We start from the raw sequence: 15,356 nt of genomic DNA on the forward strand, positions 1-15,356 counted from the left end.
GGTAATGTCAAGCTTTTCTTTATATTTTTCTATATTTAGCTAGAAAAAATAATGGAAAAAAAGGTATTTTAAAGAAAATGTCGAAATGGTACTATTAAACTCGAATAATAAACTATTTTAAAGGAGGTATTTTATTTGATAATAAGACCATATAAGGTATTTGGTTTGTTTCTATTACTCTTACTAAGTATCGCTGCCTATACGGCTGTCCCGGCCCATGCCGACAATGCAGTGGTCAATATTGATACGCTCAATGTAAGAGAAGGTCCTGGGTCTTTTACTAAGCAATTAGGGCAGATACATAGAGGCGAAACCTACCCGATACTGGATGAGAAGTCGGGATGGGTACAAATTCAGTATAATGGTAAGAAGGCGTGGGTAGCTAAATATCTTGTCAAAGTACAGAACAATACATCACTTCGCTCCGATGTCAATTACTTACGAGTACGTGCAGAGCCTAACACGAACTCTAAAATTCTCACCCATCTTATGAAGGGAGAGAAGGTAACCCAGGTTGGATCTAAAGGGTCCTGGTATCAAGTGAACAGCAAGAAAGGGAAAGGCTGGATCCATAGTGATTATTCGAGTCCAAGTAATTCTAAACAAAAATCCAGCCAACCATCTCAAACGAGTACCAGTTCTGGCAACTCCCAAAAAGTAACACTACTCTATAATGGCACTAATATCCGAAGCGGCCCTTCTACCAACCACAAAATAGTAGGAAGAGCACACAAAGGCGACGACTTCCAGGTAGTTAGCAAAGAGGGAAAGTGGTATAAGATTAAATATGGATCCACTACAGCCTTTGTAGCCGGGTGGATTGTGACTGCGAATTCAGGAGCCAGTACAGTCAGTAATAGTTCCAGCAAGGGATTAAAAGGGAAAGTGATCGTTGTGGATGCCGGTCACGGAGGACGTGATCCAGGCGCCATTGGCCTCAGCGGTAGCTATGAGAAAACATTAACCCTTTCGACGGCGCTTCGTCTAAAAGAAAAACTGCAGGCTGCAGGAGCTAGGGTAATAATGACACGTAGTAATGATAGTTATGTCTCACTCGCTCATAGGGTGTCCATATCAAATTCATCTGCTGCCGATGCATTTATCAGCCTTCATTATAACAGCTTTCCATCCTATCCTGGCGCAAAAGGGATTGAGACTTTTTACAATCGCAGCCAGGACAGCGGTTTAGCAAAACAGGTTCAGGAAGGATTAATCCAAGCGACAGGCGCAAGAGACCGGGGGGCAAAAGTGAGCGGCTTCCATGTCATCCGTAATAATACAAACCCTTCTTTACTTTTGGAGCTTGGGTATTTATCCAACACCTCAGAAGGGTCACTGGTAAGAACATCCAGCTACCAAAGTAAAATTAGTACAGGAATAGTCAACGGACTTATCAATTATTTTAAATAATACATGAGTTAAAAGTAGGAACCTCCCAATTAAGCGGAGGTTCCTGCTTTTTTTCAGATAGGACGAATTTTTGAGCCCTGTATGAGGATCAATCAGGGATGAAATAAAGCTCAGAGCTTACACTCTGAGCTTTTGATCCTGTAATTTTTTATCTTTCTTTGCTATCCAAAATCAAAGTGACAGGGCCGACATTGTTCAACTGAACATCCATCATTTCACCGAAAGCTCCGGTTTCTACATCAACACCCTCTTTTACTACAAGAGTGTTGAACGCCTCATACAGCTCATTAGCTTTGTCAGGTTTCGCCGCTGCCATAAAATTAGGTCTGCGGCCTTTACGAGTATCGCCATAGAGCGTGAATTGAGAAATAGATAGTACTTTTCCCTCAACATCCTTCAGACTCAAATTCATCTTTTCCTGCTCGTCTTCAAATATGCGAAGGTTGGTAATTTTGTTTGCTAAATATTTTGCGTCCTCTTCCGTATCTTCATGGGTCACACCTAGTAATACGACCAGGCCGGAATCAATCTCTCCAGTAATTTTTCCTTCGACTGTAACGGAAGCGCTTTTTGCACGTTGGATTACTGCTCTCATAATAACGAATCCCCTTATTGCATCATTCTTCTTACTGTATATACTTCAGGAATTTGTTTAATTCGATCGACAATTTTCCTTAAATGATTGATATTTTGAATTAATATCGTGATGTTAATAGTAGCCATTTTATTCCTGTCAGATTTACCAGAAACGGCTGTTATATTTGTTTTCGTTTCGTTGACAGCTTGTAATACTTCGTTCACTAAACCACGACGGTCATAACCTGATATTTCTAAGTCTACATGGTATTGCTTGGAGTCGGAGCCGCTTCCTTCCCACTCGACTGGCAGCAGACGACTTTGCGCATCTTCAGTATGGACGTTGGGGCAGTCCGAACGGTGCACCGATACGCCACGACCTTTCGTAATATAGCCAACGATATCGTCTCCTGGAACAGGATTACAGCATTTAGACAAACGCACCAGCAGATTGTCTACACCCTTTACCCTTACCCCGGAATCCCGTTTATTGGAAGGTTTGGCTTTAACTTCATTTTTCACTTCTTCTAAAGTTTCTTCAAGGTTCTGTTCCTGTTCTTTTTGTTTTCTTAATTTTTCTGTCAGCCTGGTAGCAATCTGGGCAGCAGTTATCCCTTGATAGCCTACCGCCGCAAACATATCATCTTCATTACTGAAATTGAACTTTTCCGACACACGGTCGAGATTCTCCTGGGTCAGTACTTCTTTTGGTACTAAATCCATATTTTTTATTTCTTTTTCTACAAGTTCTTTTCCCTTCAGAATATTCTCTTCACGTCGTTGTTTCTTGAAGAATTGCTTTATCTTACTTTTGGCTTGTGATGTTTGGGCTAGTTTTATCCAATCTTTAGATGGTCCATAAGAATGTTTTGAAGTCATCATTTCTACGATGTCTCCCGTTTTCAATTCATAATCCAGAGGCTCCATCTTCCCATTGATTTTCGCACCGATGGTATGGTTTCCAACTTCCGTATGAATGCGATAAGCAAAATCAACAGGTACAGATCCGGATGGAAGTTCTATAACATCCCCTTTTGGAGTAAACACATAGACCATATCAGAGAATAAATCTACCTTTAAGGATTCCATAAATTCCTCGGCATCATGCGTTTCATTCTGCCATTCCAGAATTTCGCGGAACCACGTTAATTTCTCTTCAAATGATTGTTTTGTTTGATTGAATTGGCCGCCTTCTTTATAGGCCCAGTGAGCTGCGATTCCATATTCAGCGATTTCATGCATTTCCTGCGTCCGAATTTGTACCTCGAGCGGATCTCCTTTCGGGCCGATGACCGTGGTATGAAGGGATTGATACAAGTTTGGTTTCGGCATGGCAATATAGTCCTTGAACCGGCCAGGCATTGGTTTCCAGCATGTATGGATGATACCAAGCACCGCATAACAGTCTTTAATACTATCGACAATTACCCGGACAGCCAGAAGATCATATATTTCATTAAATTGTTTATTTTGCAATACCATTTTCCTATATATACTGTACAGGTGTTTCGGCCGTCCGGAAATGTCCGCTTTGATATTAACCTCTTGCATTCTATCTTCTATTTCTTTCATGACATCTTCTATATAGAATTCGCGTTCATTACGCTTTTGTTTCATTAAATGTACAATACGATAATACTGCTGAGGGTTTAGGTAACGCAAAGCCGTATCTTCAAGCTCCCATTTTATGGTGGATATACCAAGACGGTGAGCTAATGGTGCAAAAATCTCAAGCGTTTCATTGGATATCCGCCGCTGCTTCTCCGGCGGTAAGTGCTTTAAGGTCCTCATATTATGAAGCCGATCCGCCAGTTTAATCAGAATTACCCGGATATCCTTTGCCATCGCGACAAACATTTTCCGATGATTTTCAGCTTGTTGTGCTTCTTTTGACTTATATTTGATTTTTCCAAGCTTTGTCACACCATCAACAAGCATGGCTACTTCTGTGTTGAAGGTTTCTTCTATTTCTTCAATAGACACTTCTGTGTCTTCTACGACATCATGAAGAAAACCTCCAGCAATGGTCTCCGGGTCCATCTCCAAGTTGACAAGAATGCCGGCAACCTGGATAGGGTGAATAATATATGGTTCTCCCGACTTACGAAATTGATCCTTGTGTGCCTGCTCTGCAAATTCATAAGCGCGTCGAATAAAACCGGCATCTTCTTCCGTCAAATACCGGCTTGCTTCCTCAATCACTTCTTCTGCGCTCAAAATTTTGTCTTTCGACATCTAATCACCTTAGTTTCTATACATACTTGTTAAAAATTTAAACTTAGTTTTATCTCATTATCAAAAAAAGAGGGATAAATGTAAAGAAAAAAGTTTAATTATAAACAAAGAGCACCCTTAGGAGGGCACTCCATTATCTTTAGTATTGCATCAATGTTAACACATCATGTCCTTCAAGCTTTTCTCTTCCATGTAAATAGGTTAATTCAATTAGAAAAGCGCAGCCGGCTACAACACCGCCAAGTTCTTCAACGAGTTTGATTGTTGCTTCGATCGTTCCACCAGTAGCTAATAAATCGTCGGTGATAAGCACTCTCTGACCTGGCTTTATTGCATCCTTATGGATAGTAAGGACATTTTCTCCATATTCTAAACCATAATCGACTTTAATTGTTTCCCGCGGGAGTTTCCCTTCTTTTCGCACAGGGGCAAAGCCTACTTCGAGTGCGTAAGAAACCGGACAACCAACGATAAACCCACGAGCTTCTGGTCCTACAATCAAATCGATATCCAATGATTTAGCATATTCCACGATATCATCGATGGCAGACTTAAAGGCCTTTCCATTATCCATCAATGGGGTGATATCCTTAAAACGGACACCCTCTTTTGGCCAATCTTCTACAATAGCAATATGTTGTTTATAATCCATATGTTACTTCCTCCTTAACGGCCAAGTCCATTTGCTCCATATATTGATCGAACCAGGATTTCAGTTCTTGATAATTGGAATAATAAAGTTTCTTTTCGACTTGTAATTTCCGTTGTTTTAACTGATAAGTATCCGAATCATTTAAATCCTTCTTAGACGGGGAAGGATGTAGTGAAATCAGTCCATTCTCTATTCTAACAAAATCCAACTCAAAAAACACCTGGGAGATAAATTCCAATGTATCTTTGCTCCAACCTTTATAGGAAGCAAGCTTGGACGCATCCCTGGACAACTCGAAAGACTTATGTTTCAGAAGCATACCATAAAACCACTTAAAGTCCTCCCGTGTAGGAAGCTTATCAAAAAAGGCACTGTCATCTACCCGGTAACAGGCATATATCTTCTCAGGCTGAACCTTTCTTATGATATCAGCTAAATCGTCTAGTCGAACAGGCAGATCCAATAGAACAAGGCCTGAAAAATTGTTATCCTTCTCATTCATAATCGCCTCTTTATCCAACACATCCATTCCAAACGGCGCAGAACTTTTCCCTTCAAACGTAAGAGCTGCATGGTTATTCAAGCTGCTGCCTGCCAGCTTCTTCTCCAGGTATTTAGATCCCCGGTAGTCAAATAACTGCCATTCAGCAATACGGATATCCTTAATCATAATCTGGAGTTTTTTTCTGCCATTCCACTCATTGATGCCTAACTCACCGATGGCTTCCACCTTGGAAGAAGGAGAGATATCACTATACAATTCTCCCATTCCAAAAGCGATTCCATCCAGCTGCGTCCCTGACTTATTAAACTGAAATTTTAAGTGGTTTTGCTTGCTGCCAATTTGCCTAATCTCTTTGGGAGCATGTTCAATATGGAAAATAGGCTTAGGGTTCCCCATCCCGAAAGGACTCAATTTATCTATTTCTTCCAACTGTTTTAGTGAAAGCATTTCAATATCAATCGTATTTTCAACATCGATACTCTGGGTAAAATCATCTGGTGTCAATTGTTCCGAAGCTAATCGATTTAATTCCCGGCGAAGTTCATTGATATTTTCAATTTTCACTGTCATCCCGGCAGCCTGGGCATGTCCGCCAAAGTGTTTGAAAATGTCCCGTATCTTCATACAATTAACAAAGAGGTCAAAAGCATCGATACTCCTTGCTGAACCCTTTGCTTCACCCGTCTCCTCATCAATCCCCATTACGATAGCCGGACGGTCGAAACGTCCGACCAAACGGGAAGCTACAATCCCAAGTACACCCGGATTCCAGCCAGGTTTAGCTACTACAATGACAGAGTCGTTTTCCCCTGATTCATCTGCTTCGAGAATCTTTTCAGCTTCATCCGCGATATCTGAAACTATTTTCTGACGCTCCTTATTCAATTGATCAATCAGTTTAGCCAATCCTTCTGCTTCTTCAGGGTCTCTGGTCAGTAGTAAATCTACCGCAGGTGAAGCATCCTGAAGACGTCCGACAGCATTAATTCTGGGACCTACCTGAAAACCGATGGTTTCTTCATTACACTCCCCGTCTATACCGCAAATTTTTTTCAATGCCTGGATACCAGGGCGCGGCGATTGGGAAATAGCCTTCAAGCCGAAGGAAGCTAGCACGCGATTTTCGTCTTTTAAGGGTACCAGATCAGCAATAGTGCCAATTACCACAAGATCCAGGAGCTCTTTCGGTAATCTGCCCAGCAACGCCTGCGCAAATTTAAAAGCTACCCCTACCCCCGCTAATTCCTGAAAGGGATAAGAAGCTGATGCCTTTGGATGAATAATGGCATAAGCAGCTGGCAGTTCTTCCTGGACTTCGTGGTGATCGGTGATAATAAGATCCATCCCAAGCTCTTTTGCCACCTCTGCTTCATGGACTGCCGCAATTCCGGTATCCACCGTAATAATGACGTCGATACCATTTTCCTTTGCTTTCCGGAAGGCTTCTTCATTCGGGCCATACCCCTCCGTAAATCGGTTTGGTATATAGAAGTCACAGTAAGCGCCAGCTTCACGCAAAGCTTCCACCATAACAGAAGTAGCACTCACCCCATCCGCATCATAATCTCCAAATACTAGAATATTTTCCTCTTTTTTAATCGCCTGTCTTACACGTTCCACACTTTCTTTCATACCCTCCATTAGAAAAGGATCATGCAAGTGATCCAGAGAAGGAAACAAAAACCGCTCAGCGCTCTCCCTATCCGTAATATTTCTTTTCCATAATAACTTGCTGGTTAATGGTGATAAATCGATATCATCAAAAAAGAAATCATGCTTCATTTCATCGTTATATGTAAAGTTCCATTTCAGTTTACTTTTAAGCATACGTTCACCCCTGACCCACTCATTATACTAGAGGGATTCAGGGGTAGCAAATAGATGAAAGTACTATTTTTATGACTTATGTTTTGTATCGTCAGCAGCAGGCGAACGTTGCTTATCATGCTTTCTGTTATGGGATTGGTGTTCAGACCTCCCGGCAGGTGTCTTCCCTTTAGTGCCGCTCCGCAATTTTTTAACCTCTCGCTGCAGTTGATAAAATCGTACCGAACCAGCTGCCGCTGTAACAATGCCCCCTAATAGTGCAGAAATAAGAATAACCAGTATCAAGGGCCACTCTCCTGTGCCAAAAATAAAATTAACTTCCACAGGATCCACATTGATTACAGCAAATATAGCAATCAATAATGCAAATATAAGTGCTAATATCCAATAATATTGACCTTTCATTCTATTCCTCCTTCCTCATTTACTGACTTTTTTATTATAGTCTATTTATTACCTTTATCCTTATCTAACAAACGTTCCCAAAAGAAAAACCTGCTTCCTGGAAAGAAGCAGGCTTATGAGCGGGCCTTATTATACTTGTGGCCCTCCCGTATTTTTCTTTTTCACAAAGCTTAGTGGCTTTTCTTTGATATTTCTTCCTCTAAGCACCAGCCATAATTGGGCAGCGATGAATAGAGAAGAGTAAGTTCCGGCAAGCAAGCCTATCACCAGCGCGAAAGAAAAATTGGTAATCGAAGATGCACCGAATAAAAGAAGCATCAAGGCCGCGAAAACAACAGTCAGAACTGTGTTGATACTTCTGGCCATGGTTTGCATCAAACTCTTATTAACGATTTTAGCCAACTGTGCGAATGATTTGACTCGTTTTTCCCGTTTCGCATTTTCTCGAATCCGGTCAAAGGTGACAATCGTGTCATTGACCGAATAACCGACAATGGTTAATATGGCCGCAATGATGGTTATATCGAATTCCAATCTTGTCAGACTAAATAGTGCCAAGATGAAAAACGCGTCATGAAGCAGCGCAATGATAGCAGTCAAGGCAAAGTAGATTTCAAACCGGATCGTGACATAGATGATTATCCCTATGGAAGCATACAGCACGGCAAGGGCAGCGTTTTTCGCAAGCTCTTGCCCGATAATTGGGGAAACCGTGCTTACGTTCGGTTCATTTCCATATTGGTCATCATAATAAGCCTTGATTTCGGCAATTTTTTCCTGTCCTAGAACACTGTCAAAGCGAACATCGGCTATCTCACTATCATCTCCGGATAGGACCACCTTTTTCGGCGAGACATTGAATTCCTGTTCAAAAGTTTCTTCCAGTTGCTCTGTTGTAATATTACCATCAGATAAGATGGATACACGGGACCCACTTGTAAAGTCGATTCCGAGATTCAGTCTCATAATCGCCAGCGCTAGAATCCCGGCAACCACCAAAATTAGCGAAAGGGTGAAGAAACGCTTCCTCAAGCCCACAAAATCAATTTTACGGTTAAAAAATGTGGCTTCTACTTCTTCCCCATCTTCAATATTTACAATCTCTTCTCTTTTAACTCCAAACCAGCCCGGCCGTTTATTCAGGAACCGGCTCTTCACCCAAAGTCCTAAGAATAGACGGCTGCCGTAGACAGCTGTAATGAAGCTAACAAGAATACTGACGATCAGCATGGTTGCAAAACCTTTAACCGAGCTTGTCCCAAATGTAAACAAGACGATTGCTGCAATCATTGTTGTTATATTCGCATCAAATATGGTTGATAAAGAATGTTGGTTTCCAGAACGGAAAGCAGCGAGTACCGACTTTCCTGATTTTATTTCTTCTTTAATACGTTCATAGGTAATAATGTTGGCATCAACTGCCATACCAACACCTAAAATCAAGGCAGCAATACCTGGGAGGGTCAATACGCCATTCATCCATTCAAAGATAAGTAAAATCAGATAAATATAGACACTAAGCGTCAATGTTGCAATGACACCTGGAAAACGATAATAGAACATCATGTACAAAAAGATGATTCCGATACCAATGAAGCCAGCATAAATCGTTTTGCTCATCGCCTGCTCCCCAAATTGAGCGCCGACGGAAGTGGAATACATTTCCTCAAGGTCAGCAGGAAGGGAACCCGCATTAAGAATATCTGCCAGACGTTTAGCTTCCTCCACGGTAAAATCTCCGGTTATTTGAATATTCTTACTGCGAATTGGTCCGTTTGAAAAACCGGGAGCAGATATATATTTTGGATCTTCTTTTCCATACTCTTCACCAAAAGAAGTATCTTCGTCAAAGTCCATCCATATGACCATAACATCATCCGGATATGGAGTATTTGGATCTTCCGGTATGCTGCTTATTTCTTTAGAAACTTCGTAAAATTTACTCGGGTCCTTCACTTGCAATGTAACAATCGGTGAATTCGTTTCTGAATAGGATTGGGAAGCACTGCCTTCCACTAAATCTGAACCATTCATATATTCATTGTCTTCAGCATCACGGAAAGATAAGTGGGCAGTAGTGGACAGTAGTTCACGTGCCTGCGTCTGATCTTCTACTCCAGCCAGCTGTACCCGGATACGATTGGGCTCTTCAATATCAATATTCGTTTCACTGATTCCCAGTACATTGACACGTTCTTCCAAGGAACGAGCCGTAACTTCAAGCACTTTTTCATTTACTTCCTGATTTTCATCCAAGGGTTTTACTTCATACAGTATTTCAAATCCGCCTTGCAAATCCAACCCAAGCTTAATGTCTTTTGTAATTCCAGTAATAGTGGTGCCAATTGTTCCTGCCAATATCAATACAACAAGAAAAAAGGCTATGATTCTGCCCCTTTTAACCATTTAAGTTGTTCCTCCTTTAATGACTGCACGCACGATACGCCGATACATAGCATCTTTATGTATATAAAACGTAAATAGGGTACCAGGACAGGCTGCTATTGTTCATAAGCTGTCGAGTTGGTTGTCAAGCCTATCCTCGTACCATACACAATCCGTATGATTTACTGAATTTTTCCAATAAAACTATTATAGAAACCTTTTTAACTAACTGTCAATATAAGCTCAAGCTTATTCTACAGAAGATGCAGATTCTTTTTCTCCGGAAATTTCGGCAATTGAATTTACCAGATCTTTTCCGCGATGAGCTTCAACTGTCAGGAAACTTATGTAAAGAGCAGTATTTAAATGAAAAATATCCTGCACCATCTCATATAAATGCTTATCCGGATTCCCTTTCCATACTTTGGATATTAAACAATTCCATATATCATCCGGGATAGAGTCGGGATAGCCCATCAATCGAAATTCTTCAGCCTTACTCCTCAAAGCAGGATATACCTCCAGTTTCCACTGGTCGGCTGATTTTATGGTTTTCATCCTTTCGCCTCCTCCACGAGAAAGCCTGTCAGCCATATAAATAATGTCATGCTTGGCCACCTCTTTCGCATATACATTCATTGTATATGAATTTTATCACTTTGAGAAGGCAGGTCGTTATTATGACCAAGCAAACATTTCTGCAGGGGACCCTGATTTTAATAGCAGCCGGGATGATCACCCGATTTTTAGGTTTTATCAACCGTATAGTCGTCGCCAGGGTGATGGGTGAGGAGGGGGTAGGTCTCTATATGATGGCCCTCCCCACTTTGTTCCTTGCGATCACTCTTACGCAGTTCGGTTTGCCGGTAGCTATTTCTAAGCGTGTAGCTGAGGCGGAAGCTGCTGGTGATCTGAATCGTATTAAACGTATTTTAGTAGTTTCCCTTTCCATCACCGGAATTCTCAGCATCCTATTTACGACATTAATGTTTCTCTTGGCTCCCTGGGTCGCCAATCATTTGCTAACAGACTCGAGAACAGTGGTGCCATTACTTGTCATCAGTCCGATTGTCCCTATCATAGCAATATCATCTGTATTGCGAGGCTATTTTCAAGGCCGTCAGAATATGAAGCCGCAAGCATTTTCCATGGTGATTGAGCAAGTGGTTCGAATTTTATCGGTAGCTTTCTTAACCAAGCTCCTCCTCCCTTACGGTATCGAATATGCAGCGGCTGGGGCAATGGCTTCTGTAATTTTAGGTGAATTCGCCTCGTTACTATTTATGTTGCGTATGTTTTCTGTCAAAAAAAGATTCAGAGTACGCCGGCAATTCTTTACTTATTTACAATCCGGCCGGAAAACAGTAAACGAATTACTTTCGATTGCTATCCCGACAACTGGGAGCAGATTGATTGGCTCATTTTCTTTTTTTCTCGAACCAATCTTAGTCGCCCAGAGCCTGGCTCTAGCAGGCCTTCAGACAGCGGCAGCTACGAAACAGTATGGTGAGCTGGCAGGGTATATTCTCCCACTTTTAATGCTGCCAACCTTTATCACTCATTCTTTGTCCGTAGCTTTAGTACCATCGATCAGTGAGGCTGGTGCTAAAAATGAAACGAAATTAATTCATTATCGTATTCATCAATCCATCCGGCTTTCTTTTGCCTCCGGCGGCCTTGCCACAATACTGCTGACAAGTTTTGCTGCTACGATTCTACAGTTAATGTATGGGACGAGCAATGCTGCCTATATGCTGGCATTAATGGCTCCCTTCTTTCTTTTGTTGTATATTCAGGCGCCCCTGCAAGCCGCTTTACAGGCATTGGATTTAGCAAAACCCGCTATGTGGAACAGTTTAATTGGTGCAGTAGTAAAATTCGGGGTTTTAGTAGGATTAGCGTCTCAGCCCGCTTTTGGAATTCGCGGTGTAGCAATTGCAATTGTCGTAGGAGTATTAGTGGTAACCTTCCTGCACCTGGGTGCACTCATGCAAGCTATTAATTTCAAAATACCTTTCCTTGATTTGACAAAAATGGTTATACTAATAAGTGTTACCTGGGTGATTGGCTCTCAGTTGAAATCTTTTTTAACCTATACTGTTGGAGAACTATCTCAGTTCATCATTATCTGTTGTACCTTAACCATCTTATATATCTTCCTGTTATTCGTCCTGCGTTTCATAACAAAGGATGAACTGAAACAGCTCCCTTACCTGAATAAACTGATCAAATAACTGACAAGCCCCCTCTAACGGCAAGAAGGGGCTTTTTTATTTGCAGTCTTCATATTTGTTATTCATACTCATTCTTTTCGTCGATGAATAATTCTCCTTGCTCGTCGATTGAACATATAGATATGGATTCTTCTGATTCATATCCTCTCTTCTTCAGTTCATTTATGAGCCAGCTCTTATTCTTTTTCACTCGCTTCAAGGAATCATATTGGAACTTGCCATCAGCAATCAATACAGCAGAGTATCCAGTTGTATGCTCTGGAGAATTTTCATCTTTTTGTAATACGGACAGCTTACCATTTGGTTCGAGTATCGCATACTCTACATCCTGGATACTATAAATTTCTTTCTCCCTAAGCTGAACAAGTAAATCATTGAAATTATAGCGTTGCTTTTTCATTTCATGTTCATCCACTTTACCATGCTTAATTATAATACAAGGAGTCCCATCAAACCATTCACGAAATCTCTGGCTTTTTAAAGATATGAAAGCGGTCAACCGCTGGATAGCTAATAGTACAGCCATAGGGAGAATAGCGTGGTACAAAGATTTATCGGGCTCTTCAATCGAGAAGACGGCTATTTCTGCCAGCATGACAAATACTACTAGATCCAATACGCTCAATTCACCAATTTCCCTCTTCCCCATCAGCCTGAGAATGACTAAAATCAGCAAATAAGTAAGCAGCGTGCGAAATAATATCGTCCCTATTTGTATATCCACTTTTATTCCACCCCTGGCGTCCGTCTAGATGTCACTTGTTACTTTTTCCAAATTAACAGTTTTTATCCTAATAAATATTAAGCTTATAATTATAATCCACTGACTCCAATTAAAAGGAAATACATGAAGGTAATAATATCTTTTATGGATTAATGGATTGTTACGCAGATTTCAGATATCAGGTAACAATAAAAAAGCACCTAAGCCTTTAACTTAGGTGTCAGCAATGCTGTAATGTCCACTCCAAACTTTTTTAGGACGGGGATATTTAATGTTTTTTTGGGGTGACAGTTTCTACGACAAGAAGGGAACAAGGAAGCGGAAGTAAACGTATATGGTTGCTACCAACAGGGAGAAAAGCAAAACCGGAATTCCATAGACTAGAAATTTAAGGAACGGAATTTGATGGTTGGCACTCGCAGCCAGTCCAGCCACTACTACATTGGCAGAAGCTCCAAGCAATGTACCATTTCCTCCAAGACAAGCGCCAAGTGCCAATGACCACCAAATCGGGTCGATATTCATCATCCCGTAACCTTGAAGTTCCTGTACCACTGGAATCATAGCTGCTACAAACGGGATATTATCTACGATTCCAGATAGTAGACCAGCACTCCATAATACAATCAAGGAGGTCATCGGCAAGTCCCCGCCAGATAACCACATCATTCCTCTGGCTATTTCATCAATTACCCCTACTTTCTCCAGACCTCCAACTAACATGAATAGCCCGATAAAAAAGAACAAAGTGACCCATTCCACTTCCTGAAATATTTTCTCACTGGACGCTTCAGCATCCGTCAATAACAACAATAAAACAGCAGCACATACTGCAACCGTCGTTAATTCGACATGGATGATCGGGTGCATTAGAAATCCGACCATTGTCAATCCCATAACAGACAGAGATTGATATAACATTGGTGTTTTCTTTAAATAACTGGATGGGTTCAGTTGCATCAGAGCTTTCGCCTTGTCTTTCTCATATTTCAATTGTTTGCGAAACAGCATAACCATACCGCCAAGGGTAAACACAAAAATAATTACTACTACTGGCCCAAGGTTGACTAAAAATGAAACGAATGTAAAATGCTTTACCGCCTGTCCGATCATTATATTCGGCGGATCTCCAATTAACGTTGCCGTCCCGCCAATATTTGCACTAAAAATAGTAGTAAGAAGAAAAGGAAACGCAGGGAGATTCAGCTGGCTGGTCAAAGTCAACAAGATAGGGACAAATAATAGAACGGTCGTAACATTATCAAGAAAAGCAGAGCCCACTGCGGTTAATATTGCTGTACCAATCAAAAGCGGGACTGGTCTGCCTTTCACCATTTGCGCAAAACTGATGGCGACATATTCAAAAACACCTGTCTTTTTTGTAATGGCTACCAGAACCATCATAGAGAATAAAAGGGCGATCGTCTCCCAATCGATATAATGAGTAAAAGCATCCTTCCATTCGTATACATTCGTAAGTAGTAGTAATACTCCCCCCGCAATAGCTACCAGGGCTCTATTTATCTTTTCAGACATAATTAATCCGTAACTGATGATAAAAATTAATATGGCCATCCATGTTAACATAACCTGTCCCCTTTTCAGCCTTTTCTATGATGTCTATTCATAAGCGGCTAAAAATATATACTTCTATTTATAATTTTAAAGTCATATAGTGTAGGGACAAAGTAGACAAGGAGGGAGACAATGAAGAAAGAAGTTTGGACAGCTTTGGGATATGGTTTGGCCATTATCCTGATTCTTATGTTGACGAGCAGTTTCATATTGGCATTATTATTGCGGTTTACCACCATTGATACGAATCTCATAAACTTATTCACCATGATTTTGGCCATGCTCATTCTGTTTACCGGCGGAGCAACAGCAGGACATCGGGGGCAGGAAAAAGGCTGGATGTATGGACTGATAACGGGCGGGGCCTTTTTGTTATTCATAATCCTTTATCAATATCTCGGCCTTCAACAGGGGGTCCAATTAAGTCAGGTGCCTTATCTTGCGGGAATGGTGGGCTCAGCGTTAATCGGAGGAATGTTAGGAGTTAATATCCGCTCCAACAGAGCTGCAGGAAATAAAAAATGACTCCGCGATATAAATCGCCGGAGTCATTTTTTTAGTCCTGGTTAAGTACCTCTCGTACAGCTGAACGATCAAAAGTCATCTTTGTTCCATCATTGACAGTCAATACGACGGTCCCTTCATCAAGGGCATGGATGGTCCCATGAAGACCCCCGATAGTAATGATTCTATTTCCTTTTTGTAAATCCGCTTGCATTTGCTGTACTTTCTTCTGTTTCTTTTGCTGTGGGCGGATTAACAAGAAATAGAAAATAACGAACATAAGGATGATAGGTAATAATCCTAATATTCCTTCCATTTTCATTC

At 41.1% G+C, this 15,356-nt stretch carries 13 protein-coding genes; 3 read left to right on the forward strand and 10 right to left on the reverse strand.

Going from position 1 to position 15,356, the window contains the following annotated elements:
* Positions 1-135: 135 nt before the first annotated feature.
* Positions 136-1,410: an N-acetylmuramoyl-L-alanine amidase family protein gene (locus ACGTNI_RS06650; RefSeq protein WP_394460982.1), complete on the forward strand. Its 1,275-nt coding sequence runs from the start codon at positions 136-138 to the stop codon at positions 1,408-1,410.
* A 148-nt stretch (positions 1,411-1,558) separates the two neighbouring features.
* Here ACGTNI_RS06650 and dtd read toward each other — a convergent pair whose 3' ends face one another.
* The 7 genes from dtd to ACGTNI_RS06685 all read right to left on the reverse strand — a co-directional run bounded on the left by dtd (position 1,559) and on the right by ACGTNI_RS06685 (position 10,553).
* Positions 1,559-2,005, reverse strand: a complete 447-nt coding sequence (gene dtd / locus ACGTNI_RS06655) for a D-aminoacyl-tRNA deacylase (protein ID WP_394460985.1) — start codon at positions 2,003-2,005, stop codon at positions 1,559-1,561.
* 14 nt (positions 2,006-2,019) lie between these two features.
* A complete protein-coding gene (locus tag ACGTNI_RS06660) occupies positions 2,020-4,221 on the reverse strand; it encodes a RelA/SpoT family protein (protein WP_394460987.1) in 2,202 nt (733 codons plus the stop codon).
* 139 nt (positions 4,222-4,360) lie between these two features.
* The gene (locus ACGTNI_RS06665) at positions 4,361-4,873 is read right to left on the reverse strand and encodes an adenine phosphoribosyltransferase (RefSeq protein ID WP_085508967.1); all 513 of its coding nucleotides are present in this window, start codon (positions 4,871-4,873) and stop codon (positions 4,361-4,363) included.
* Entirely contained in the window at positions 4,863-7,205 is a 2,343-nt protein-coding gene (recJ, locus tag ACGTNI_RS06670; RefSeq protein WP_394460989.1) for a single-stranded-DNA-specific exonuclease RecJ, read from the reverse strand. Before recJ ends, ACGTNI_RS06665 begins: the two co-directional genes overlap by 11 nt.
* 69 nt (positions 7,206-7,274) lie before the next feature.
* On the reverse strand, positions 7,275-7,610 hold the full coding sequence (locus ACGTNI_RS06675; protein WP_394460991.1) for a LapA family protein: 336 nt from the start codon (positions 7,608-7,610) through the stop codon (positions 7,275-7,277).
* A 129-nt stretch (positions 7,611-7,739) separates the two neighbouring features.
* The gene (gene secDF, locus ACGTNI_RS06680) at positions 7,740-10,016 is read right to left on the reverse strand and encodes a protein translocase subunit SecDF (RefSeq protein ID WP_394460993.1); all 2,277 of its coding nucleotides are present in this window, start codon (positions 10,014-10,016) and stop codon (positions 7,740-7,742) included.
* 228 nt (positions 10,017-10,244) lie between these two features.
* Positions 10,245-10,553, reverse strand: coding sequence for a post-transcriptional regulator (locus tag ACGTNI_RS06685; protein WP_085508971.1), 309 nt, complete (start codon positions 10,551-10,553; stop codon positions 10,245-10,247).
* Between the two features lie 122 nt (positions 10,554-10,675).
* Here ACGTNI_RS06685 and spoVB point away from each other — a divergent pair, with 122 nt between their 5' ends.
* Positions 10,676-12,229, forward strand: a complete 1,554-nt coding sequence (gene spoVB, locus ACGTNI_RS06690; RefSeq protein WP_085508972.1) for a stage V sporulation protein B — start codon at positions 10,676-10,678, stop codon at positions 12,227-12,229.
* Positions 12,230-12,287: 58 nt separating this feature from the next.
* On the opposite strand, the gene ACGTNI_RS06695 is transcribed toward spoVB, so the two are convergent.
* Positions 12,288-12,953: a DUF421 domain-containing protein gene (locus tag ACGTNI_RS06695; protein WP_254901846.1), complete on the reverse strand. Its 666-nt coding sequence runs from the start codon at positions 12,951-12,953 to the stop codon at positions 12,288-12,290.
* A 294-nt stretch (positions 12,954-13,247) separates the two neighbouring features.
* The gene (locus ACGTNI_RS06700) at positions 13,248-14,540 is read right to left on the reverse strand and encodes an ArsB/NhaD family transporter (protein WP_085508973.1); all 1,293 of its coding nucleotides are present in this window, start codon (positions 14,538-14,540) and stop codon (positions 13,248-13,250) included.
* Positions 14,541-14,660: 120 nt separating this feature from the next.
* On the opposite strand from ACGTNI_RS06700, the gene ACGTNI_RS06705 reads away from it, so the two are divergent.
* Positions 14,661-15,053: a TIGR04086 family membrane protein gene (locus ACGTNI_RS06705; RefSeq protein ID WP_085508974.1), complete on the forward strand. Its 393-nt coding sequence runs from the start codon at positions 14,661-14,663 to the stop codon at positions 15,051-15,053.
* 31 nt (positions 15,054-15,084) lie between these two features.
* Here ACGTNI_RS06705 and yajC read toward each other — a convergent pair whose 3' ends face one another.
* A complete protein-coding gene (gene yajC / locus ACGTNI_RS06710) occupies positions 15,085-15,348 on the reverse strand; it encodes a preprotein translocase subunit YajC (protein ID WP_062446981.1) in 264 nt (87 codons plus the stop codon).
* Between the last annotated feature and the right edge of the window lie 8 nt (positions 15,349-15,356).

It is taken from the genome of Thalassobacillus sp. B23F22_16 (assembly GCF_043496955.1).
GTDB classification, from domain to species: Bacteria; Bacillota; Bacilli; order Bacillales; family Halobacillaceae; genus Thalassobacillus; species Thalassobacillus devorans_A.

What these genes read in the sequence shown, in the direction of transcription:
- yajC (WP_062446981.1), bottom strand. Translation starts at nt 15,348, where the DNA reads ATGGAAGGAATATTAGGATTATTACCTATCATCCTTATGTTCGTTATT.
- ACGTNI_RS06685 (WP_085508971.1), bottom strand. Translation starts at nt 10,553, where the DNA reads ATGAAAACCATAAAATCAGCCGACCAGTGGAAACTGGAGGTATATCCT.
- ACGTNI_RS06675 (WP_394460991.1), bottom strand. Translation starts at nt 7,610, where the DNA reads ATGAAAGGTCAATATTATTGGATATTAGCACTTATATTTGCATTATTG.
- ACGTNI_RS06700 (WP_085508973.1), bottom strand. Translation starts at nt 14,540, where the DNA reads ATGTTAACATGGATGGCCATATTAATTTTTATCATCAGTTACGGATTA.
- spoVB (WP_085508972.1), top strand. Translation starts at nt 10,676, where the DNA reads ATGACCAAGCAAACATTTCTGCAGGGGACCCTGATTTTAATAGCAGCC.
- ACGTNI_RS06660 (WP_394460987.1), bottom strand. Translation starts at nt 4,221, where the DNA reads ATGTCGAAAGACAAAATTTTGAGCGCAGAAGAAGTGATTGAGGAAGCA.
- recJ (WP_394460989.1), bottom strand. Translation starts at nt 7,205, where the DNA reads ATGCTTAAAAGTAAACTGAAATGGAACTTTACATATAACGATGAAATG.
- dtd (WP_394460985.1), bottom strand. Translation starts at nt 2,005, where the DNA reads ATGAGAGCAGTAATCCAACGTGCAAAAAGCGCTTCCGTTACAGTCGAA.
- ACGTNI_RS06665 (WP_085508967.1), bottom strand. Translation starts at nt 4,873, where the DNA reads ATGGATTATAAACAACATATTGCTATTGTAGAAGATTGGCCAAAAGAG.
- ACGTNI_RS06705 (WP_085508974.1), top strand. Translation starts at nt 14,661, where the DNA reads ATGAAGAAAGAAGTTTGGACAGCTTTGGGATATGGTTTGGCCATTATC.
- secDF (WP_394460993.1), bottom strand. Translation starts at nt 10,016, where the DNA reads ATGGTTAAAAGGGGCAGAATCATAGCCTTTTTTCTTGTTGTATTGATA.